This window comes from Flavobacterium sp. F52 (genome assembly GCF_000278705.1).
Classification (GTDB): domain Bacteria; phylum Bacteroidota; class Bacteroidia; order Flavobacteriales; family Flavobacteriaceae; genus Flavobacterium; species Flavobacterium anhuiense.
Window position 1 is genome coordinate 465,284 of record NZ_AKZQ01000037.1, and the last position, 21,176, is coordinate 486,459.

Annotated in this window: 20 protein-coding genes; all 20 read right to left on the minus strand. The window is 33.5% G+C overall.

Features of this window, described 5'->3' with window-relative positions; translation table 11 throughout:
- Positions 1-30: 30 nt before the first annotated feature.
- A complete protein-coding gene (locus FF52_RS20560) occupies positions 31-624 on the minus strand; it encodes an NAD(P)H-dependent oxidoreductase (RefSeq protein WP_008468620.1) in 594 nt (197 codons plus the stop codon).
- A 77-nt stretch (positions 625-701) separates the two neighbouring features.
- On the minus strand, positions 702-908 hold the full coding sequence (locus FF52_RS20565; protein ID WP_008468622.1) for a helix-turn-helix domain-containing protein: 207 nt from the start codon (positions 906-908) through the stop codon (positions 702-704).
- Positions 909-918: 10 nt separating this feature from the next.
- Positions 919-1,461 carry a DUF2975 domain-containing protein gene (locus tag FF52_RS20570; protein ID WP_008468624.1) on the minus strand — a complete coding sequence of 181 codons (543 nt, stop codon included), beginning with the start codon at positions 1,459-1,461 and terminating at the stop codon, positions 919-921.
- Positions 1,462-1,606: 145 nt separating this feature from the next.
- Positions 1,607-1,987 carry a YdeI/OmpD-associated family protein gene (locus FF52_RS20575; RefSeq protein WP_008468626.1) on the minus strand — a complete coding sequence of 127 codons (381 nt, stop codon included), beginning with the start codon at positions 1,985-1,987 and terminating at the stop codon, positions 1,607-1,609.
- Positions 1,988-2,093: 106 nt separating this feature from the next.
- Entirely contained in the window at positions 2,094-2,828 is a 735-nt protein-coding gene (locus FF52_RS20580; RefSeq protein ID WP_008468628.1) for a DUF2625 domain-containing protein, read from the minus strand.
- A 13-nt stretch (positions 2,829-2,841) separates the two neighbouring features.
- Positions 2,842-3,237, minus strand: a complete 396-nt coding sequence (locus FF52_RS20585; protein WP_008468631.1) for a DUF1801 domain-containing protein — start codon at positions 3,235-3,237, stop codon at positions 2,842-2,844.
- A gap of 16 nt (positions 3,238-3,253) precedes the next feature.
- Positions 3,254-3,688 carry a GNAT family N-acetyltransferase gene (locus tag FF52_RS20590; protein ID WP_008468633.1) on the minus strand — a complete coding sequence of 145 codons (435 nt, stop codon included), beginning with the start codon at positions 3,686-3,688 and terminating at the stop codon, positions 3,254-3,256.
- Positions 3,689-3,775: 87 nt separating this feature from the next.
- On the minus strand, positions 3,776-4,282 hold the full coding sequence (locus tag FF52_RS20595; protein ID WP_008468635.1) for a TPM domain-containing protein: 507 nt from the start codon (positions 4,280-4,282) through the stop codon (positions 3,776-3,778).
- A gap of 152 nt (positions 4,283-4,434) precedes the next feature.
- The gene (locus tag FF52_RS20600) at positions 4,435-5,184 is read right to left on the minus strand and encodes a DUF2314 domain-containing protein (RefSeq protein ID WP_035692102.1); all 750 of its coding nucleotides are present in this window, start codon (positions 5,182-5,184) and stop codon (positions 4,435-4,437) included.
- Positions 5,185-5,283: 99 nt separating this feature from the next.
- Positions 5,284-6,240, minus strand: coding sequence for a DUF6620 family protein (locus FF52_RS20605; protein WP_008468638.1), 957 nt, complete (start codon positions 6,238-6,240; stop codon positions 5,284-5,286).
- 26 nt (positions 6,241-6,266) lie between these two features.
- Positions 6,267-7,211, minus strand: coding sequence for a hypothetical protein (locus FF52_RS20610; RefSeq protein WP_008468640.1), 945 nt, complete (start codon positions 7,209-7,211; stop codon positions 6,267-6,269).
- Positions 7,212-7,223: 12 nt separating this feature from the next.
- Entirely contained in the window at positions 7,224-7,466 is a 243-nt protein-coding gene (locus FF52_RS20615; RefSeq protein WP_008468643.1) for a hypothetical protein, read from the minus strand.
- The gene (locus FF52_RS20620; protein ID WP_008468644.1) at positions 7,466-8,419 is read right to left on the minus strand and encodes an SPFH domain-containing protein; all 954 of its coding nucleotides are present in this window, start codon (positions 8,417-8,419) and stop codon (positions 7,466-7,468) included. The genes FF52_RS20615 and FF52_RS20620 overlap by 1 nt, the downstream gene beginning before the upstream one ends.
- 221 nt (positions 8,420-8,640) lie before the next feature.
- Complete coding sequence (gene lpdA / locus FF52_RS20625) at positions 8,641-10,029, minus strand: dihydrolipoyl dehydrogenase (RefSeq protein ID WP_008468646.1); 1,389 nt, start codon at positions 10,027-10,029, stop codon at positions 8,641-8,643.
- A 480-nt stretch (positions 10,030-10,509) separates the two neighbouring features.
- Positions 10,510-11,094 carry an NUMOD4 domain-containing protein gene (locus FF52_RS20630; RefSeq protein ID WP_008468648.1) on the minus strand — a complete coding sequence of 195 codons (585 nt, stop codon included), beginning with the start codon at positions 11,092-11,094 and terminating at the stop codon, positions 10,510-10,512.
- A 225-nt stretch (positions 11,095-11,319) separates the two neighbouring features.
- A complete protein-coding gene (locus tag FF52_RS20635; RefSeq protein ID WP_008468650.1) occupies positions 11,320-12,084 on the minus strand; it encodes a LytR/AlgR family response regulator transcription factor in 765 nt (254 codons plus the stop codon).
- A gap of 138 nt (positions 12,085-12,222) precedes the next feature.
- On the minus strand, positions 12,223-13,542 hold the full coding sequence (locus FF52_RS20640; RefSeq protein ID WP_008468652.1) for a RagB/SusD family nutrient uptake outer membrane protein: 1,320 nt from the start codon (positions 13,540-13,542) through the stop codon (positions 12,223-12,225).
- 11 nt (positions 13,543-13,553) lie between these two features.
- Entirely contained in the window at positions 13,554-16,892 is a 3,339-nt protein-coding gene (locus FF52_RS20645) for a SusC/RagA family TonB-linked outer membrane protein (RefSeq protein WP_008468654.1), read from the minus strand.
- A gap of 16 nt (positions 16,893-16,908) precedes the next feature.
- Positions 16,909-19,506 (minus strand): zinc-dependent metalloprotease, encoded by a 2,598-nt coding sequence (locus tag FF52_RS20650; RefSeq protein ID WP_008468656.1) that lies wholly within the window; start codon positions 19,504-19,506, stop codon positions 16,909-16,911.
- Positions 19,507-19,592: 86 nt separating this feature from the next.
- Positions 19,593-21,164 (minus strand): histidine kinase, encoded by a 1,572-nt coding sequence (locus FF52_RS20655; protein WP_008468658.1) that lies wholly within the window; start codon positions 21,162-21,164, stop codon positions 19,593-19,595.
- Between the last annotated feature and the right edge of the window lie 12 nt (positions 21,165-21,176).

Genomic DNA, 21,176 nt, shown 5'->3' on the forward strand with positions numbered 1-21,176 from the left:
ATTTTGGATTTTAGGATTTGGAATTTTAAATTATAATATTGCTTTAATCTTTTCTGGAATTGTATTGATTATTTCAAAATGTTTTGCCATTACATTTTCAAGCTCTAATGTTCCGCCTAAAATAATCATTTCTTTATTCCTAAAACGTTTTCCAAGTCTATCCTCAAGCATAATTTTTTCCATGCTTTGAGCCATTTCAATTTCATTCAAAAAATCATTAGGATGACCAGCGGTGCAAATTACAAGTCCGTACGGAATGGTTTTCATTTTTCTTGAAGTTTCATTTTGTCCGTACGCATATCCAACAGAATAAACACGATCAAACCAGCCTTTTAATTTTGCAGGACAATCGCTCCACCAAACTGGATACAGGAAAATAATACAATCTGCATTTTCTATTTTTTCCTGTTCTGCTAAAACATCTGCTGGAATCGGAAGCTGTGTTTTGGCAAACCCTTCACGCTCGTATTCTGTTTCAGACATATCGCTGACAAAATTTAATGCATATAAATCTGAGATTTCTACATTCCAGTTTTCATTCCCCAATGCTAATTTTAATCTTTCCAAAACCTGAAAAGTGTACGATTTTTTGCTTGGATGCGCGTAAACGATTAGAATATTCATTTTTGATTTTTTAGATTTCAAATTATTTAAAAACCACAACCGATTTGTACGAAAATACAAATTAAATCAAAACAAAATTAATCTTCAGAAAATTCTAAAATATCTCCAGGCTGACAGTCTAAAACTTTACAGATGGCTTCGAGCGTACTGAAACGAATTGCTTTCGCTTTACCCGTTTTTAAGATAGAAAGATTGGATAATGTCAAATCTACTTTTTCTGAAAGTTCATTTAATGACATTTTTCTTTTTGCCATCATGACGTCTAAATTTACTATAATGGGCATAATTTTTTGTTTATATGGTTAAATCAATTTCAGATTGGATTTCGATTCCTCTTTTAAAAATCTGTCCTACAACAAATATTATAATGGCCATAAAGATCCAAATACTATGGCCTTCAAGATTGAGAGATTCTAGCGAAGGAAGTTTTACACCTTTAATAATTAGCCAATTGTTGAATTTGAAAGCCCAAAAAGAAAACAACCCAATTCCGAAAGCCAAGTATGAAAGGTAAGATATAAACCGCCCCATCTCAGCAGTAAAAGGCTGTTCGATATTTAATTTTTTGTCGTGAAGCATTTTTACAATCAGATAAAACATAATCGCTTTTAAGATCGCAACAATGCTAATAAAACATATTTCTTGAATGTAAAAACTTGGACTGAAATTGTACAGGTCTAGTAAATCAAGAAAACGGGCATTATAAGAATTTATAGTCATAGTGTAAATTCCATTAAAAAGATACATACCGGCTTCAACACATAAGCCAATAAAAATAATCCATGATAAGATGTTCAGGATTTTTAGAATCTGTGGTGTTCCAATTTTAAGTTCCATGCTATTCAAGATTAAAAGTTATGCTGCTAAAATAATAAAAATTTATTGATAAACAATAAATAAATAGTTTTTATCAAAAAAAAAGCTTCAGCAATGAAGTCTGCTGAAGCTTTATATTTGTATGTTGAAATTCTGTAGCTTATTATTATGGATTGTCAATTATCCATTTTCCTTTTTCTTTTGCAATATCGATTACTTTCTGGCCATGTTCGGTCATTAAATTCTGCTGAATCATACGTTCGGCTCTTTCGATGTTCGGTTTGCTCCATTTACTGGTTTTTGGATTTCGGGGAGAGAAAGTGAGGTAATAGCTTTCTCCGTCTCGTTTTTTGCAGAGGCTGTCAATCCATCCAAAACAAAGCGCTTCTTCAGTAGCTTCGATTAAATTTACACTTTGTGTTTTACTTTTTTTGTGATACAAGATTAACCAAACCGATTTTTCTATTTGGCTATTTTCTTCAAGCCAATTTCGCCAATCTTGTCTAGTTGGAGCATAAACAGCCAATTTTCCGTCTTTAGTTTCCATCCTTTTTAGTTTTACTTCGTAAAGGTAAAATGACCTTGTGACAACTGCATGTCAGTAATAAAATTAAAAATAAAGTTTTGAAAAATAATACGTTATGTGTTTCAGTTTACTGCTGAATCTGTTTTCTTAAATCTAAGTTGAGATTGTATTGCTCTTCAATAGGGATAATTTTTCTTTGTACTTTATTTATATCACTTCCTTCTTCTGACCATAAAAATGGATAAAAATTGAAAACCTGATCGCCTTGTAAAGCAATCACTTCTTTTTTCCAATCTTCCCATCGGCTACCTTCGTAATATTTGTCTAGGTCATTATTAAAACAGAATTCTAAAAATTGCGAATAAGTAATATCAAGAGGCTCGAATTCTAAATTATCTGGAGCAAAATAATATATTTTTCCAAGATCTGCTCCAAATGCACCTCCATTTAGCAAATAAAAGCCACCTAAGGCATCGTCGGCAATTAAAAGATGTGAAGGCGTTTCTCCAAATTCTTTAAAAGATTTTCCTTTGTTCCAATCGGGAAGACTGCGGTTTAGTTTTGTGCTTCCAGAACCTAATATTCTGATCCAGCCGTTATCGATTAAAATTCCGCCAGTTTTATACACAATTGCACCCATGGGCGAGCTGGTTGTTACTTGCGTATGATACAAAGCGTCTTTTGCTTTTTGAGGATCTGCGGGAAGAATTTCAACTTTGTTTTTAGCAGAAGCGGTCCATTCTTTTATTAACTTCCATCCGGAATCATTTTGATCGATAAGTTCGTATACAGGTCGCATTTTTGTTTGTGAAAAAGTTGTTGTAGTTAAAAATGTAAAGGCGAGTAGGGGTAAAAGTTTCATTGGTTTTTTTGGGTTAATATGGTTTAGTCATTATTCGAATTAAAACTCCTTTGCGTTTTACAATGTTTTTGTAATCCCATTGAATTTCTTTGCTTTTCTCGAGCCAGCGTTTCAGATCTTCTTCATTTATCTGGCTGGCGTTTGTATATCGCATTTCGGCGGCTTTAAATGAACCTTCATTTTGAAGTTTTTCTTCATCAAAAGATTGTCCACTCCAGAAAAGCAACCGAACCGAATCTTTTAATTTGCTATAACCTACAATAGGATTTCCGTCTATAAACCAAACAGGATGTGCATGCCAGATTTTGTTTTCGGCTTCGGCTAAGTTTTTATGAATAATTGCATAAAGAAAATCGCAGATTTCTTTATTTTCTGCTGTCTGAGAATTATTGTATTCTTGAACCGTCATATCTTCAACCTTTAAGTTATTGTATCTCTTTTGTTAGTTCAAATAAAATATAAGTTCCATTGCCTGATTGTCCTCTCGATTTTTCTACAAATCCTTTTCTGAGGTAAAAATCAATTGCTTTGGTATTGCTTACAAGGCATTTAAGCGTAATTGGAAATGCTGTTTTCTGTATTGCGGCTTTTAATAATTGGGTGCCAATGTTTTTTCCTTGGTATGCATTATCAACGTAAAGATGGTGGATAAAATTGTTAGGCATCCAAATCGAAATAAACCCGACGGGAATATCATCTATAAGTGCACTCAGAATATATTCTCCCTGAGTTTGTTTGTCAAAATCTTCAAGTTTAAATTCTGATGTGTTTTGCTCTGTAAATGTTCGTTGTCGTTCTTTTAAGAAAATGGTTCTTAAAAGCGGTAAATTGACATTTTTTGCTTCTTCTACAACTACCATTTTCGAATTTACATTTAGTGTTCGTAAGTGTAGGCAAGGTAAATAAAAAAATCCGACTTGTTTATGCAAATCGGATTTTGATGTGTTTTATGGCTGAAGCTTTTTCATGAATTCATTCGAAGCCAGTTCCAAAGCTTTATAATAATTTCCTTTTTTAAGTTCGGGAACAGAATAAGTGCTTATTATGTTTTGTGTGTCTTCTGTACTTAATTTGTATTTTATAAAATCGACACTTATAACCTGAATTTGTCTTAATTTTTTACTTAAGATTATTAAAAGAGTAGGGTCTAATCGCGGGTCTTTTGATAGAAATTTATCCAGTTCCAAAGTATATTCTTCCAAGGATTGAAATGGCGCGTAAGATGGAGTTGTAATAACAACAATTTTATAAAGATATTTTTTTTCGAAACCGTTTAGCGTAGAATTCAAAGACTGAAGTTCGGCTGGTGCCAGTATTTTTTCGAAGTCGTTGACACAGTCTGTAGATCCTGAAAAAGAGTTTTTTAACTGAGAAGCAAAATCAGTGTCGTTTTTTGTTTGGGCAGATAAAAGAACTGAAGATAACAGTACGAGCGTATAGAATAATTTTTTCATTCTGTGGCAGATTAGATTTGGTGCAGCAAAAGTAGCACATTCTTTATTTTAAACAGATGAAAAATAGAATAGTTTTGGTTTTAAGTTTAAAAAATATTGTGTCTTATAAATAAAATCCGATCTGTTTTTCGCAAATCGGATTTTTAAGTTTTTTATCGCAATAAAGGCAGCAAATGATCCCATTTTAATTCTTTAGCAAAATCTAAAGCAGTTTTGCCTGTTGCGGTTTTAGCATTTTTATCTGCACCAGATTCCAATAAAACCTCAACAGAAGTCTGATTTCCAGCAATAGTTTCACGATGCAGAAAAGTATATCCTAATTCGTCTTGGCTGGATACTTCTTCAGGATTATTGGTAACGAATTCAATAAGACTTTCTTTCATGTTCTTGCTCATTGGGTGTTCGATCAGATTTTCAGGTTTTTCTTTTTGCTCATTTACAATCAGAATATCATTAAAATCACCAAAATCAAGTCCCCAAGCTTCATCATGAGATGCTCTTTCATCGTCGCTCATCTCAGAACGCATTGCTTGAATTGTAAATGCCCCATAAGTTTGGCCATTAATAGCAAACAGCCAGTCACTGATTTGATTGACCGAAATTGCAATTTCATCTCCGTTATTTACATTCGTCAATTCGTTCGGATCGTTTACTAATACTCCGTATATAGTTTCACCGTCAAAGTTTACATCGTTAATCCACATGTGCTCAACGATAGTTTCGTTGTCTATTTCTTGTGTAAAAGCTAATTTCACGCACGCAACGTCTAATCCAGGTACTATTCTTCTGTATTCCCAAGATAGCTCTCTCCAGAAATATTTAAAAGTTTCCTGAGCTTTTTTGTAAGCTTCAATCATTTTTGGGTTTTCCCCGTCGGCGTAGAATATTTTTGTTTCTTCCATTAGATATAATTTTAAATGATTCTTATAGAATTGAATAGTTTTAACGATAAAAAAACCGATTTGTTTCTGCAAATCGGTTTTTATCATAAGAAATAAATTTTAAAAATTCACATCGTCAGCAATATTTCCGCCCTGCTCTGCAGCAAATTTTGCGGCATATTCTTTTTGTTTTTGCTGCTGATAATCATGAAATTCTGTAATATCAGCTGAATTCCAGTTTTGGTTTTGTTCAGTCATCCATTGCATTGCTACAGATTGGAAATCGGCAAGATTAATTCCGAAATTTTCCAAAATCCATTGCGCACCATCGATTCCGTATTCGTATGCAGCTTGTCTTGCTCCAGCCAATTCTTCGTAGAAATAACGATCGCTTTTTATTCTTTCTAAATTGGCAGCGCCTTCTTCAGAAATTTCAGCTTTTAGGTTTTCTAGTTGAGGTACAGTTACATTTTCAGCATAATATTGTCCGAATAAAGTAGTAACGGTGAACGAAGTATCTTCGCCCATACGTTGTGGCCAGATTGTATTTAATTCTTCCCAAACCGCTGGCTCAAATCCCATGGCTTTGCAAACTTCTAAATAATCAATTCCAGCACTGATTTTAAGGCACATTGCCGTATAAGTTCTTAAATCAACACCGTGAACTGGCTCTAAAAACGGATTATTATCATCTGCTTTTACAAATCCAGAAGTTTGAACTCCTGTATATTTTAATGAATTTGCATGCTCAAAACGAATCATTTGGTCAGAGTCACAGTTATTCCATTCTGTATAAACCGTTCTTCTGTAGTTAAAATAAATGTTCTGAATATCTTTTTCGTCAAGGTTTTCTCCGCTTGCAAGCTCATCTGCAATCCATGCTTCAGCTCTTTCAGCTACTTCATTATCAAAATCTTCAACAGTATAATGTGTTCCGTGCAAAGTTTCTGGATCGTATTCTACTTCTTGATAATTGTCTTCATAATTATTTTCATAATTGTCATTTGACGTCTGAGTCTCGTAATTCTGGTTTTCTTGTTTGTCTCCTGTTAGAGCTCCAAAAAGTTTTTTAAACATTTTTAAATTTTTTAAGGATTAATAAATTATAGGTATTGCAATTGATTTTGATACATTTTTTCGTTGTGCTCCTTTAAATCTGGTGTGATTTTATTCAACTCGTCATACATTGCTCTTAAATATTCCTGATGAAGTTTTGGGGCATTTTTAATGGCAAATTGTCTTTGTTCTTCCAAATCGTCCATTTTTAACTGAACTTCGTGAAGCACTTTTTTGTCTTTTTCATGAATAATGCTCAAACTTAATTCATGTCGCTGATGATACAAATCACGTTCTTTGTCTTTTTCGGCTTCATAAGCTTCATACAGATGCGCTGTTCGCTGCTCAGCGAGATTTCTTGCAATATTCTGAAGGTTTCTGCCAAGTGTGCTTGGTGCAAAGGTGTTTTGGGTCTGGCAATACGGACATGTAATATAGGTTTCGATTAAAAATATTTTCTCAATCACGATATTTCCGCTGCATTGCGTGCAGTTGAATTTGTTTTTAATGGCTTCGTATTCGTCTAATATTTTTTGATATTCGGTTTCGAGATCGCGTTCTTGAGTTTTGTCGATCTGTTTTCTCCAATAGTCATATTTATTTTCAAATTCGTTGTAACGATCAGAACAAGCGCTTCTAAAATCGGAAAGCAAATCGTGATGTTTGCTCAAAACTGAAATTTGCGAATTGAGATTATAATAAACGTCGTGTACTTTTTCTTCATAAACATCTCTCGCTTTTTCTCTAATGTTATTTAACTGGCCATTTACACCCGAATATACTCTGTGAAAAGTTCTTTTATAAATATCATCATCGCTTTGCATAATTTCTTTAAGCTCTGGAATTGCTGCTGTGGCAAATTCTTCCATTTTAGCTTCTAGTTTTTCTAAAAAGGCAAACCATCTTTGTTGATTTTCTTGAAGTTCTGAATACCATTCTGGAGTAGATTCTACATTTTGACTGTCTTTTGATTTTTTGAATAATCCGAACACGCTATCTGATTTTTAAATTGAATTATCTTCTTTTTTGATATAAACTCCATCGGTAAGTTTTATGTTTAAAAACTCAAATCCGCAATAGGCACAATGCGTCAGTCCATCTTGTTTGGCTCTTCCAGCACCACAATTAGGACAGTCTTTGGCATTTATTTTGGCTTCTGTAATCTCCATTTCGCCTCCATAATTGGTTTGTTTTTGAGCATTTTCTTTAAGTCTGTTCAAAAACGAATTGACTTTTTTCTCTTCCATTACAATTGGCTTAATAATTCTGATTTTTTAGTTTTAAATTCATCTTCATCAATTAAACCAGCATCAAACAATGATTTTAATTTTTGAAGTTTGGAGGTTAAATCGTCTGTAGTTTCCTGTTTTGGAGTTTCTCTATTCTGCTGTAGCTGATTTAAAAGAATTCCCATGCTCAAAGCATTTTGAGTTGCATCGTGCAAAGCAGTTCCTTTATCGCCAATAGCTGTAGCGGTATTGAATTTGGTAAATTTATCCATATCGGTTACCATATTCATATTGGTGATTTTATCGTAATGTGCAGTTACTTCTTCTGGTAAGGTTACGCTTGTAATGACAAACTGAGTGAGTTCGATTCCTAACTGCTCAAAATAAGGTTTAAGATAAGGTTCTATTTTTTTACCTAATTGTGTAATGTTTCCCGCCACATCTGTAACCGTTATATTTTCATTGGCTAAAACTTCTCCGAATTTTGGAGCAACAAAATCTCTCAGTTGGTTTTGAAGTTCAAAAATGGTAAGTTGCTCATAAGTTCCTGCATATTGGCGAAAGAATTTTGCAGCATCAGAAATTTTAAGGTCGAAACTTCCGAAAGCTCGAACCCTAATTTGACCAAATTGAGGATCATTTAATAGGATAGGAGCAGGAGTTCCCCACTTGTTATTGATGAATTGATGTGTATTAAAAAAGTAAACATCGGCTTTAAACGGACTTTCGAATCCGTATTTCCAGCCTTTTAATTTACTTAGAATTGGAATGTTTTCTGTAGATAAAGTATGAAGTCCCGGAGAAAAAACATCAGCAAGTTGTCCTTCATTTAAAAGCATTGCATGCTGGCTTTCGCGAACGGTTAGCTTTGCGCCATTTTTGATTTCTTTATCTTCATCGGGAAACTTCCACATTAATAAGTTAGGATCGCTTGTCGTGGCTTCGATAATTTCTATAAAAGGTAATTTCATCACTTGTCTTATTTAAAAAGAATAAAAATAATGATTTAGATAGTGTGACAAAATTTTCTTACGTAAAGTTTTAAACAAATTTTTGTTTGGTTTATTTTTCCTAACGTTGAAATAATGAAAATAGGAGAGATGTAATTACTAGGAATAAAAAAATCCGATTTACTTTTAGTAAATCGGATTTTATAAATTGAGAATTATATATAACCGTAAAACGGTATATTTTACAAGTGAATTACTTCGCCGTAAGCATCAGCCACAGCTTCCATAACAGCCTCGCTCATTGTTGGGTGAGGGTGGATAGATTTAAGGATTTCGTGACCTGTAGTTTCTAGTTTACGAGCTACAACTGCTTCAGCAATCATATCTGTAACACCAGCACCAATCATGTGGCATCCTAACCATTCTCCGTATTTAGCATCGAAAATTACTTTTACGAATCCGTCAGCATTTCCAGCAGCTTTTGCTTTTCCAGAAGCTGAGAATGGGAATTTACCAATTTTTAATTCGTAACCTTTTTCTTTAGCTTGTTTTTCAGTTAAACCTACAGAAGCAATTTCCGGAGTTGCATAAGTACAACCAGGAACGTTTCCGTAATCGATTGGTTCTACATGTAAACCTTTGATTTTTTCCACACAGTTGATTCCTTCAGCAGAAGCTACGTGAGCTAAAGCTTGACCTGGAGTAACGTCTCCAATTGCGTAATATCCTGGAATATTAGTTTCGTTGTAAGCGTTTACTAAGATTTTATCTCTGTCAACAGCGATTCCAACTTCTTCTAATCCGATGTTTTCAATGTTTGTTTTAATTCCAACAGCAGAAAGTACGATGTCAGCTTCTAAAACTTCTTCTCCTTTTGCAGTTTTAACGAAAGCTTTAACTCCAGCTCCTGTTGTATCGATACGCTCAACAGAAGAGTTAGTCATTACTTTAATTCCTGATTTTTTCAAAGAACGCTCAAATTGTTTTGAGATATCTTCGTCTTCTACAGGAACTACGTTTGGCATAAATTCTACGATAGTTACATCAGTTCCCATTGAGTTGTAGAAGTGAGCGAACTCAACTCCAATTGCTCCAGAACCAACAATAATCATAGATTTTGGTTGAGTCGGCAATGTCATTGCCTGACGGTATCCAATTACTTTTACACCATCTTGAGGTAAGTTTGGCAACTCGCGAGAACGAGCACCAGTTGCGATGATAATGTGATCAGCGCTATATTCTGTAACTTTATTGTCTTTATCAGTAACGTCAAGTTTTTTTCCTGGTTTTAGTTTTCCAAAACCTTCGATAACGTCAATTTTGTTTTTTTTCATTAAGAATTGAACTCCTTTGCTCATTCCTTCCGCAACACCACGGCTGCGTTGAATAACTGCAGGGAAATCTTTATCAAATTCAGAAACTTTCAATCCGTAGTCAGAAGCGTGCTTTAGGTAATCAAAAACTTGAGCAGATTTTAAAAGCGCTTTTGTTGGGATACATCCCCAGTTAAGGCAAACTCCACCAAGATTTTCTTTTTCTACTACAGCTGTTTTAAAGCCTAATTGTGAAGCTCTAATCGCTGTTACATATCCTCCAGGACCACTTCCTAAAACAATAACGTCGTATTTCATTTTTTTTGCTTTTAGTATTAACTATCGAAAATGAAGTTTATATTTCCGAAACTCATCTTTCGATTTCTTCTTTTGTTATTTGTGATTGCGAATTTAAGGATTTATTTTATATGAACACCTGAAATTTTGTTTTTAAAGACAGAGATTTTGGTCTTTTCACAGAAACCGAATGAATTGTGAATTGTAAATTATGAATTCTGAGGTGATTTTTGCGATTTTGACGATAAATCTGAAAAATTCACGTGATTATTGAGTGTCACTCTCAGCATATTCGAAGAGCATTGTTTGTAGGCTTCGACTCCGCTCAGCCTAACAGTTGTTGAATCTACTGTAAAAAAATAAGCCACAGATTATAAGGATTAAAATGATTTTTTAAAATCTGTGTAATCGATATAATCTGTGGCTTATATTTACGAGTTGTGAATTCATAATTCATAACTCCTAATTCATAACTCCTAATTCATAACTCCTAATTCATAACTATATTTTCACGTGTCCCCAGTTTTCTCCGCTGGCAATTCTTCTAATTTGCATTTCGCTTACGCCAAATTGTTTCGCAATCATTTTAAGACGTGTTTTCTGTTCAGGTCTTGCAAGGATTTTTTTGATTAACATCACTTTTGTTGTGGTTAATTTTCGTCCGTCTGCTTTGAGATTGTGTTCAATTAAGTTCTTTTTTGCCTGAATAACGCGCGGACTTTTACGGCTATGCGCCATCATTTCTTGTTTGGTTGCCCAACGAAGATTGCTTACATCATCATTAGCTCTGTTGTAGTCTAAGTGCAGAACATACGTTTGATCTTCAGAATCTTTTGGGATAAAATATTGAGCGACTAATTTGTATAAGAAAAGATATTTGTTTACGATTTTGTCGTCTTTTTTAACCTTAAAACGGAAAGTCGGATATCCGTCGCTTAAGCCACCTTTTAGAATGCGTCCGTTCTCAATCTTGTCAGTAAAACTTATTAATCTTCCTCTGTTAGAAATGGCGTATCTTAATTGTAATGAGGCATTTATTTCTATTTCTTTGAATTTTTCATCGGGATAAAATCTATTTTGTGGCATTGTCTTTTACATTTGATTTCTATATTCTCAAAGATAAATAATAAACCAAAAATTTCAGCTATCTTGCTGATTGTGAAAGGGCAATTTTATGATTTCTATAACGGTAATTTAACGTTTTGACGTCTTTTTGATAGTTTTTAGTCGGATTTTAAATCACAAATTATCAAAAATGCAGTTTTTTAATTTTGATAACTATCGTAAATTCATAGCTAAATAATTATTAAATTATTGATCCAGCCAGTTTTTGAAGTTATTAATTTCCTTTTTACTGATGAAAATTGCATCAGATTCGGCTGCTGGAACGTTTAGAATCAATTCGACTTTTTGATGCGAGTGTTTTATAACTTCTTTAATGCTGTTTCTACTAACGATATATTTTCGGTTTATTTTAAAGAAATTGAAGGGATCTAAACTGTTTATAATTTCGGTTAAGGTACTATTGTACAAATAGCTGTTTCCTGATTTTACATGAATAAAAAGATGCTTTCCTGTCGCAGTAAAGTAAGTGATTTCACTTTCGTTAATAGAAATCAACTTATAACCGTGATTTACTAGAAAATGGCGCTGGATTTTATTGGTTTCAGGATTTTCTATTGCCACTAAAGATTGAAGCGTAGAATCACTGTTAAAGCTATCTTTTATTTTTTTGAATTTTTGAAGTGCTTCCAATAATTCTTCTTCTTCAAATGGTTTTAAAAGATAATCGATTGTAAAGTGCTTGAAGACCGAAATCGCATAAGAATCGTAGGCCGTGATAAAAATGACTGGACAGGCGATAATGGTTCTTTCAAAAATATCAAGACTTTTTCCGTCACCCAAATGAATATCCATAAAGGCAAGGTCTACTTTGTTTTCGCTAAAGAAAGTAACGGCTTCTTTTACCGATTTTAAAATAGTGATTGCGGTAATCGATAAAACGTCCTGCTGTTCTAAAATAGATTTTAGATAGCTTGAAGCAAGATGCTCGTCTTCGACAATGGCAATTTTCATTTTAAGGAAATTTGTAACCTAATTATACGGCAAAGATAATTCAGGAATTCTTATTCGCAATAAAGAGAGCATTTTGTTTATAAAAAAAGGCCTAGCTGTAAAAACTAGACCTCTTAAAAAAAAACAATTTAGGTAAAATTATAGATTGGGATTGTTCAATCTCGCGTTTGCTGGATAAATTATAGTATAACGCGGATCGTTTTTTATCAAAGTATAATCAGTGCCATTTATAGTATGCACGATTTGTTTTTGAGATGTTCTTCTTAAATCAAACCAACGGTGTCCTTCAACAGCAAATTCGCGTTGTCTTTCTTCTAAAATGAAGTTTGTAAGATCTGTTGCATTCATAGCATTAATTGCAATTTCAAGATCAACATATCCTGTTGGAGTATATCTGTTTTTAACGAAAGCTAAAACAGTAGATTTTGCATCAGCAATATTATTTAACTGAACTTGTGTTTCTGCTTTCGTTAAATACAATTCAGAAGTTCTAAACGTACATTTTTGATCATCGTTACCGCCTTTTTGAATTCTGAAACGGCTTCCACTCGCTAAGAAGTAAAGAGGAAAACGTAAATCGGTTGTTCTATTGTAGGCAGCAATTAACTCAGGTGAAGCGTATGAAGCTCCTTTTAATCTGTTGATATATCCATCTTCTAAAGCCAATATAGATTCTTTTGAATCGTATTTTGTTGCAAAAACAGAAGTCGCTTTTAAATCAACTAGATCTTTGTTGATGGCCAATGCCTTATTTGCGGCATCCAAAGATTTCTGCCATTGTTGTTGCTGTAAGTATACGCGGCTTTCAAAGCTATACAAAGCAACTTTTGAAAAACGATAATTTAAGCCCTTTGTCTGTGTATTTAAATTGATTAGTTTTTCAGCTTCTTGAGTGTCAGAAATAATTTGATTGTAAATTACTTCAACACTTTGAGGAACGAAAGCCTGCTCTAGGTCAATTTCCAAAGCCAACGGAACCGCTTTGTCTGTACCAGCTGTTGCAGTGTTGTAAGGTTTTCCGAAAAGGTTAACTAAATCAAAATAAGCCATTGCTCTTAAAGCATAAGCTTCTCCAATTAATTGATTTCTTTCTTCAGAAGCCGCAACTTTTTTAGATGCTTCATTGATCACGACATTCGTATAGAAAATTACATTATATAAATCCTGATACTGGAAATCTCTTGTAATACGGTCTGGATTGCCATCTTTCCAAATAAAAATGTCTTTATAAATATTAAGATCTTCGCTAAATTCATTCAATGTCAATTCATCTGTACGAAGTGTAGTTAATGATTTGTGTTCCGGATATTTTGAATATCCTGTTGTTAATACCGCACGAAATTGTTCTTGTGTTTCTGGTATAACACGCCCAACAGGTGTGATGTCAAGATAATCATCGCAGCTCGTTACTGCAATTGCTGCAGCAAAAAGGAATATGTATTTTGAGATTTTTTTCATCTTTAATTGTATTAGAAAGTTACATTACATCCAATAGTGAATGATTTAGGAACTGGCTGTGCATAAATGTTTCCGTAAGTTTCAGGATCAAAATATCCTTTAAAATCAGAACTGATTACAAATAAGTTTCTTGCTTCAACGCTAAGTCTAATGCTTTGAATGTTGATGTGATCTGTAAATGCCTTAGGGAATGTATAACCCAGACGCATACTGCTCAATCTCATATAACTCATTTCGCTAACCCATGTATCTAAGTATTTATTCCAGTCTAAAGGAGTACCTGATGAGAACCATTGATATGCCATCCAAGAATCACCTGTTCCAGAATCTTTACCTACAATTCCTGGCAGATTAGAAGAAGTATTGGTTGGTGACCATGCGTTCAAAATATCAGTAGAATAATTTTGTCCTCTGTCTACTTCAGTTCCGCTGTAAGGAGGTGTTTTTACAACAGTTTGTTTTAAATTAAATGCAGCGGCAACTGTAAAATCAAAATTATGTACTTGAATTGTATTGGTAATACCTCCCGTGAATTTTGGATCTCTATCACCTAAGTAAACAAATAAATCTCTATACTCAGCTGGTGTTAAAGAAGATTCTGTAAGTTCTCCAGGGAAGAAATCAGCATAAGGATCGTACAATTTAAAGAAAGTTTGAGTATTTACTGTTTCACCATTTTTATTAACAAATAAAGGATAGCCATTTTCGTCTATGCCGTTTGTTTTTAATCCAAAAACTGCGTTTACAGGACGACCTTCTCTGCTTGGAAGTAAATCAGTATCACGTACTTCAATTCTATCTACGTTACTTTTGTTATGAGAAAAGTTAATGCTTGTATTCCATTTGAAGTTTGGACGGTCAATATTTCTTGTAGACAAGGTAATTTCATAACCTTTATTGCTTACTTGTGCCCAGTTCATGTTGCTGTACTCAAAACCATTTTCAAATGGAACTGCTCTCAATCCAATTAAATCTGTACTTTTTCTTCCATAAAAATCAGTTACAATGCTGATACGATTGTTGAATAAACCTAGATCCATACCTAAGTTGGTATTAGTAGTTTTTTCCCAACGTAATTTGTCGTTTGGCGGAGATTCAACAGAAATTGTTTGTTCTGTCTGTCCTGGTAAAATTGTTGTATTGCTGTATCTTCCCATTACAAAAGGAGAAGTGTTTTTATCAATATTACCTTGTAAACCGTAAGAAGCACGTAATCTTAAGTTAGAAAGTGTTAAGTTATCTTTTAAGAAATCTTCTTCAGAAACAGCCCATGAAGCAGAAGTTGACCAAAGAGGCAAATATTTGTATTTTGGATCTACACCAAATAAATCTGAACCATCATATCTCACACTTCCAAATACACTATATTTTTTATTGTAAGTATAAGAAGCTGTAGCAAAAAACGAAGCAAAAGCATTTTCGGTTTCAGATTTTTGATATGTTCTATATATCGCGTCATTAGCAAAAGAGCTATTTGGGAACATAATTGGCTTAGTAGTCAAAGTGTTTTTATCAAATCCAAAACCTTTTGTTGCAATAGTAGTTGTATAATTTCTTCTTAACTCATTACCAACCATAGCCTCAACTTCGTGTTTTTCTCCAAAAGTTTTAGAGTAATTCACCATTGTTTTTAAATTGTATTGGAAAAAGTCAGTGTTTGCATTTTGGATAATACCACCCTCAGGTAAAAAGTAATTAAAAGCTCCATTTGTAAAATAACGAGATCTTTCTTTTTCTTTTCTAGTATAATATGTGTTTTTATCAGCAAATTTTTCGCTAGAAGAATTGTCTAATTGTAAACCTAATTGAGAAGTTACTTTTAGATCTCTAGTGATTTTATATTCAGCATCTAATAAAGCTTTTATCGCTCTTGTTTTTAAATCGTGAGAAGTATTAGCTCTTTCTTCTAAAATATTAAAAGGAACGTAACGATCTGAGTAACCAGAAATATCCTGATCGTATTTATAACTTCCATCTGCGTTGTAAGGAGTTAAATACGGATTTACGTTTCTTGAATAGCTGCTAGGACTTGTATAAGCGTCTGTATCTGTTAAGTATGAAGTAGTTTTATTTTCAGAACCAAAGATCCCAACTCCAACTTTGAATTTATCTGTAATTTCGAAATTGTTTTTCAAAGTTAAATTGTAACGTTTGAAACCAGTTCCAATAGTAGTTCCTTTTTCATCATAATATCCTAAAGAGAAATAGTAATCTGATTTTTCACCGCCACCAGATAAACTTAAACCGTGTTGAGTATTGATTGCAGTTTGGTAAATTAAATTACCCCAGTTTGTATTGTTTTTTCTTAAATCATTAATTGATTGTTGTGTAGCAGGACTTAACGCAGAAAATCCTCCTGCTCTATAAGCTGCTAACTCGTTTGATCCGTTTAAGATACGAGAAATCTCTCCAGCATCATCTCTGTATGTTAAATCAGCGCGACTTGCAAGGCCAAGTTCGAAATCAACTTTTTGACTTGCATTCATCAAATTTAATTTGTCAAAGTCAGGTCTTTGAGTGATAAAAGTATTCGTGTTGAAACTAATCACCATTTTACCGGCTTTACCTTTTTTGGTAGTCACAACGATAACACCGTTTGCAGCACGAGCACCGTAAATAGCAGTTGCAGCAGCATCTTTTAAAATTGTAATATCTTTAATGTCATCTGGATTTAAACCTGCAATAGAAAAGTTGTTCAGCTGATCGATATTATCTTTGTCATAGTTTTTAGGAACATCATTTCCTTCTAATGGTAAACCATCTAATACCCACAAAGGATCTTGAGTTCCGTTTAGAGAAGCGGTACCTCTAATTCTAATTTTAGCTGGCGCTCCAGGTGCTCCAGATGGAGTAGAAACAGCAACCCCTGCAATTTGTCCTACCAATAATTGGTCAATACTAGAAACACCAGTCTGCTGAATAGCCGACATATCTATTTTAGAAACGGCAGCAGTAAGTTTTCTTTTCTCAATTTTTTGGTAACCTGTTACCACAACCTCCTGAAGTTTTGCGGTTTCAGATGTTAAGTTAACAGTGTAATTTTTTTGAGCAGATAATTCCAAAGTATACGATTTGTACCCCATGAAAGTAACTCTTAGCGAAGTAACATTTTTTCCGATTTTCAAAGTGAATTTACCGTCGAAATCTGAAGTAGTTCCGATTGCTTCACTGTGAATAATACCTGCCATAGCAGTTTTGTTCGAAATAGAATTATTCTCAACGAAGACTGATGCACCTGGAATTGGTGATAAGTCTGCTTCATCTTGAATGATACCCGTAATGGTTCGGGATTCCTGCGAATATCCTGTGATGGCCAGGAACAGCAGTAAGGCATGTAAAATTTTTGTCATGTTTTTGGAATGTGTATTAAAAGGTTGTATTATTTAGGGTTTTTTCGATTCGTTGGATCAAATCGCGGTAATGGTTTTGGGTAGATTGGTCTCCTGTATTCTTTTTAGTTTTTAATAATTGAAGGATTTTATTTAGTTCTCCTTTTTTATCAGAAGTCACTTCTGTAACTCTTTTTAAAGAAGATTGATTAATATTTCTTGCCATATGAGCATAGTCTAAATAATTGCATAAATGAGGCATGTTTAAAGTCTGCTGAATGTCTAATGCTTTTTTTGCATCTGTTTTTTCAAATAATTTATTAGTCGAAACCACCAAAACATCTACATAATTCTTTTGCGTCATACGCTCTAGAATCGACAGTGATTTATTAGCAATAGTTCCTGCAAAAACACTTTGATGCATTTTTTTAAACAAGTCATTTACGGTAAAAACAGGATCTTTAGTTTTGTTGCGCTGATATAATTCATTTTCAGTCATTCGAAGCAAACGATCATCGCTAAATAAATCATACATGATACTATATTGCAATTCTCTCGAAAGTGTATACGGAGTATATTCGTATGGACCAAGCGGAGAATCTTTCAACGGATTTGTTTTGTCCAGAATGTCATTAAAGAATAACCATTGCGGAATGGTAATCACATTTTTAGCTAAATAATCTGTTGCTCTTTTCTGCATTGCTGCAGATACAGGTATGTAACTTTGTTTGTTATCTCCATGAACGGTTGTGTTCAAATAAACACCTCCAATATTGTTCATTACATGTCGGTTGTACATTTGCCATTGACCAATAGTTCCGATGTATAATTTTCCAGTTTCATAATACGACTGATCTTTTTCATAAGTCCAACTTAAAATATTATCTACAACGCGTTTTAAGTTTTTCAAACCGTATTCGCTTGCTTTAACAGCATCATTTCCTAAATCTTCAGATTGCGAACGCGGATCTATTATATTTTCCTGCTGTTCTCCATAAAAATAAATGGGGTCATCTTGATGTTTTGTAATTAAGGCGTTTAGTTTTGTTGTTTCGTTGTCGTTAGGCGAGTACCATCTGTAACCCCATTCAATAGCATATTTATCGTATTCTCCAATTTTGGGAGTAATAACTGTAACATTGTCTTCTGGCTGTGCGACATAATTGTAACGCGCATAATCCATAATTGATGGAGCGGTTCCGCCCATTTTTGCTGTAAATTCTTTAGAACGCAATGATTCTACATCATAAGCAAAAGAAGAACCCATGTTATGTTTTAGACCAAAAGTATGACCCACTTCATGAGACGAAACAAAACGGATTGCCTCTCCCATATGTTCGTCGCTAAATTTATTTCCTCTAGCTTTAGGATCAATTGGCCCCGTCTGAATACGCATCCAGCTTTGAAGAGAAGTCATTACATTATGCCACCAGATAATATCGGCTTCGATAATTTCACCGCTTCTTGGGTCAACCACAGATGGTCCCATTGCATTTGATTTTGGAGATGCAGCATACGTAATTACAGAATAGCGAACGTCATCAATGTCAAAATCTAAATCTTTTTCAGTAGGTTCTTTTGCAATAACAGCATTTTTAAATCCTGCTTTTTCAAAAGCTGCCTGCCAATCGCGTACCCCATCAATAATGTACTTTCTCCATTGTTTTGGAGTAGAAGGATCAATGTAATAAACGATTGGTTTTTTCGGCTCTACTAATTCACCTTTTAAATATCGTTCTTCATCTTCTTTCTTTGGTTCCAAACGCCAGCGGGTAATCAATTCTTTTTCTAGCATTGCCTGCTGGGCATCGGCAAAATACCAATGCTTTTCAGTAAAAAAGCCAATTCGGTTATCAGAAAAACGAGGTTTCATTGGAGTTTTATCCAATAAAATAATATTGCTTGTTACGCCAAGGGTTACTGACAATGCAGGACCGCCTTCGCTTATAGAGGTTGTCAGTTGAGATTTGACAACAATATTTTTTGGGAAAGATTTTAAACTTTCAATATACGAAAGGTCAGATTTGACAGAACCTCCAAACCCAATGTTGCTCAAAACATCGTTGAAGCTTTTCTGTTTTCCATCAAAAATCTTATTTACTTTAATTACAACTGCTGACGAATCGTTATTTTTTGTTTCGATATCAAAAACTTCAATAATAGATTCGGCAAAATTATTTTGAACCGATTGAGTAATTGCATCTTCTTTTGGTGAAGAAACTTTCGGTACATAAGATTTTACCCAGACTTTCTTTGCGATTGTATCTTTATAAAAGCTAATAATCTTATTTTCATAATTCATTCCTTTGTTTAAACCAGCTTCGTTGACTTGAAAAGGAACTTGAGATAATTTGTTTACAACCAGAAACTCTCTCTTAAATAAACTGTCTTGAATTTCAAAATAAACGTCAGTCTTAACCTGAATGATATTGAAGAGTCCTTTTTTTACGGAACCTTTTTTTACTAGGTCGTCATATTTTTTACCTTTTTTAGAGTCGGTAGTATCTTTTTTAATTTCTGTTGCTTCTTCTTTTCTGTCTTTCTTTTTCTTTTGAGATTGAACAGTAAGTGGCGATAATAATAATAGAAATATGCAAAATGTTATCAAATTATGCAGGAATGCCTTTTCCTTCATCAGATGTTAAGTTTAGGTTAATTTTGAGGCCGAAACTATTTTATTTTAGTTCAGGAAAAAAACAAAAAGGAGTGAGTGGCTTTTTTTTAGGAGTGAATGGATATTAATGGAAGAAAACAAACAAAATAGCCGTCTTTTTCTGATGTTTTAAAATCGGTTTTTGCGTAATAATGGTAAATGCTATTCAGATAGTTTAACCCGAATTTTGTACTTGGTTCAGCAGTCAATTTCTTTTGAAGATTGTTGCTGATTATTACTTGGTCTTCTTGAATCAGGATTTTAGTAGTAAGTGGACTTTCGTGAGTGGCTGTATTATGCTTAATAGCATTTTCGACCACAATCTGAAAAGCAAGATAGGGGATATGTTTGCTTAAAGCGGCTTCGTTTTCAATTTCGATAGAAAAGAATAATTCTTCCTTAAAACGAGTCTGCTGTAAAAAGATATATTTTTCGATAAATAATAATTCGTTCTTCAAAAGAACAATGTTCTTTTCTGGCGGATCAATTAAATAACGATAAATACGAGATAGGTTTAAAGTAAATTTCTGCGCAACTTTAATATCGCTTCCAATTAGCATATAAAGCGAATTGAGCGAATTAAACAAAAAATGCGGATTAATCTGCTCTTTTAATTGCTGTAGCTGAATGAGAGCTTTTTCTTTGATTATCTTTTCATTTTCAACCAATAGCTTGTTTTTCTCTTTTATGACAATTCCTTTTTCTCTGTAAGCTCGTCTGTTGGCATAGGAGAAAAGATAAAAAATCAAAAGAAGCATTACAGTAGTAATCGAATAAATTAAAGTTGTATACTTTTTAATCAAAGTTACATTTTCATCTACATAAATTTTCGGAATGCTTACGCAGGCAAACCAATTTGAGTTTTTAATATTCATCTTTGTTGTAAAACGAACAACATCCATTTTTAAAAACTCAGACATGGTTGTCCTTTTTGAAAAATCTTCTTTTTTGCTGTAAATGGTATCAGAAGGGCCAAAAGAAGAAATTTTAAAAATATTCTTTCCAAGAAAAGCAATTTCTGGATGGTAAACACAGGTTCCTTTTTTATCAAAAATAAAAGCATAGTTGGAAGCCGTTTTATCTATTTTAGAAATATAACTATGAAGCAGTCTTAGATTAATATCATAACCGTATTTTATGGTGGTGTTGTTTTTTGATACTAACTTGAAATAAATGCGCCAAATCCATTCTTTTCCTTGTGGAAGAACTAAACTGAGATCTTTTGCATTTTTATTTTGGAGAACAAATTCTTTTATATCATTTTTGATTTCGTCTGAAATAAAATTGTTTCCATAATGAATAGCATTGTCATTAATTTGAAACCAGTTGTTTACAACCAGTTTATTATTTGCTTGAAGCGAAGACAAAAGCTGTAAATTATTGTCAAGATTTGCCGAACTGCTTATTTTTAAAACGTGTTCAATTCTTTTTTCCTGCTCCCAAAACTTTGAAAATTCCTCAGACAAGAATTCCTGCTTTTTAAAGAAATTACGTGTTGCCAGATCATCATTCGATTTTTCGGTCAGATCCGTAATCAGATTACTTAGAATATAAACCGATGCAACAGTAACCAGAATGGAGACAATAACGTATATTAAAAAAGCACGTCTAGAAGTAATATTTTTTAATCTAAATTTCAAAGAATACCATTA

Coding starts and splice junctions, on each gene's coding strand:
- FF52_RS20560 (WP_008468620.1), bottom strand. CDS start 624: ATGAATATTCTAATCGTTTACGCGCATCCAAGCAAAAAATCGTACACT.
- FF52_RS20565 (WP_008468622.1), bottom strand. CDS start 908: ATGCCCATTATAGTAAATTTAGACGTCATGATGGCAAAAAGAAAAATG.
- FF52_RS20570 (WP_008468624.1), bottom strand. CDS start 1,461: ATGGAACTTAAAATTGGAACACCACAGATTCTAAAAATCCTGAACATC.
- FF52_RS20575 (WP_008468626.1), bottom strand. CDS start 1,987: ATGGAAACTAAAGACGGAAAATTGGCTGTTTATGCTCCAACTAGACAA.
- FF52_RS20580 (WP_008468628.1), bottom strand. CDS start 2,828: ATGAAACTTTTACCCCTACTCGCCTTTACATTTTTAACTACAACAACT.
- FF52_RS20585 (WP_008468631.1), bottom strand. CDS start 3,237: ATGACGGTTCAAGAATACAATAATTCTCAGACAGCAGAAAATAAAGAA.
- FF52_RS20590 (WP_008468633.1), bottom strand. CDS start 3,688: ATGGTAGTTGTAGAAGAAGCAAAAAATGTCAATTTACCGCTTTTAAGA.
- FF52_RS20595 (WP_008468635.1), bottom strand. CDS start 4,282: ATGAAAAAATTATTCTATACGCTCGTACTGTTATCTTCAGTTCTTTTA.
- FF52_RS20600 (WP_035692102.1), bottom strand. CDS start 5,184: ATGGAAGAAACAAAAATATTCTACGCCGACGGGGAAAACCCAAAAATG.
- FF52_RS20605 (WP_008468638.1), bottom strand. CDS start 6,240: ATGTTTAAAAAACTTTTTGGAGCTCTAACAGGAGACAAACAAGAAAAC.
- FF52_RS20615 (WP_008468643.1), bottom strand. CDS start 7,466: ATGGAAGAGAAAAAAGTCAATTCGTTTTTGAACAGACTTAAAGAAAAT.
- FF52_RS20620 (WP_008468644.1), bottom strand. CDS start 8,419: ATGAAATTACCTTTTATAGAAATTATCGAAGCCACGACAAGCGATCCT.
- lpdA (WP_008468646.1), bottom strand. CDS start 10,029: ATGAAATACGACGTTATTGTTTTAGGAAGTGGTCCTGGAGGATATGTA.
- FF52_RS20630 (WP_008468648.1), bottom strand. CDS start 11,094: ATGCCACAAAATAGATTTTATCCCGATGAAAAATTCAAAGAAATAGAA.
- FF52_RS20635 (WP_008468650.1), bottom strand. CDS start 12,084: ATGAAAATTGCCATTGTCGAAGACGAGCATCTTGCTTCAAGCTATCTA.
- FF52_RS20640 (WP_008468652.1), bottom strand. CDS start 13,542: ATGAAAAAAATCTCAAAATACATATTCCTTTTTGCTGCAGCAATTGCA.
- FF52_RS20645 (WP_008468654.1), bottom strand. CDS start 16,892: ATGACAAAAATTTTACATGCCTTACTGCTGTTCCTGGCCATCACAGGA.
- FF52_RS20650 (WP_008468656.1), bottom strand. CDS start 19,506: ATGAAGGAAAAGGCATTCCTGCATAATTTGATAACATTTTGCATATTT.